The organism is Vibrio sp. 10N.222.55.B11, assembly GCF_041473705.1.
GTDB classification, from domain to species: domain Bacteria; phylum Pseudomonadota; class Gammaproteobacteria; order Enterobacterales; family Vibrionaceae; genus Vibrio; species Vibrio crassostreae_C.
Map to the genome: position 1 here is coordinate 1 of NZ_JBFRST010000134.1, position 396 is coordinate 396.

The 396-nt window shown below is 42.2% G+C and carries 2 tRNA genes; both read right to left on the minus strand.

The window, feature by feature from the left end:
- Window positions 1–195: 195 nt before the first annotated feature.
- Window positions 196–271: transfer RNA gene (locus AB4503_RS25335), tRNA-Ala, on the minus strand.
- A 14-nt stretch (window positions 272–285) separates the two neighbouring features.
- Window positions 286–362: transfer RNA gene (locus AB4503_RS25340), tRNA-Ile, on the minus strand.
- Window positions 363–396 lie beyond the last annotated feature (34 nt).

The window sequence follows — 396 nt, forward strand, 5'->3', positions numbered from 1 at the left end:
AATGTGTTTGTTGTGTTTATACCGTTCTTATTAAATAAGAGCAGATAAACATTGAGAACTTTTAAATTTGATTAACATGACTCGTAAGTCAGTTAATCAGTCAGCTTTCCAAATTGTTAAAGAGCTTGATTCAATAAATTGAACCATTTTTAAAGACTCTCGTAAGACTTTTTGTCGAACAAGAACGCTTAAAGATGGTGGAGCTATGCGGGATCGAACCGCAGACCTCCTGCGTGCAAGGCAGGCGCTCTCCCAGCTGAGCTATAGCCCCATCTAGGTCGATATTGGTGGGTCTGAGTGGACTTGAACCACCGACCTCCCGCTTATCAGGCGAGCGCTCTAACCAGCTGAGCTACAGACCCAATATCGTCTCTTAACTTTTCTAAACCTAATCAA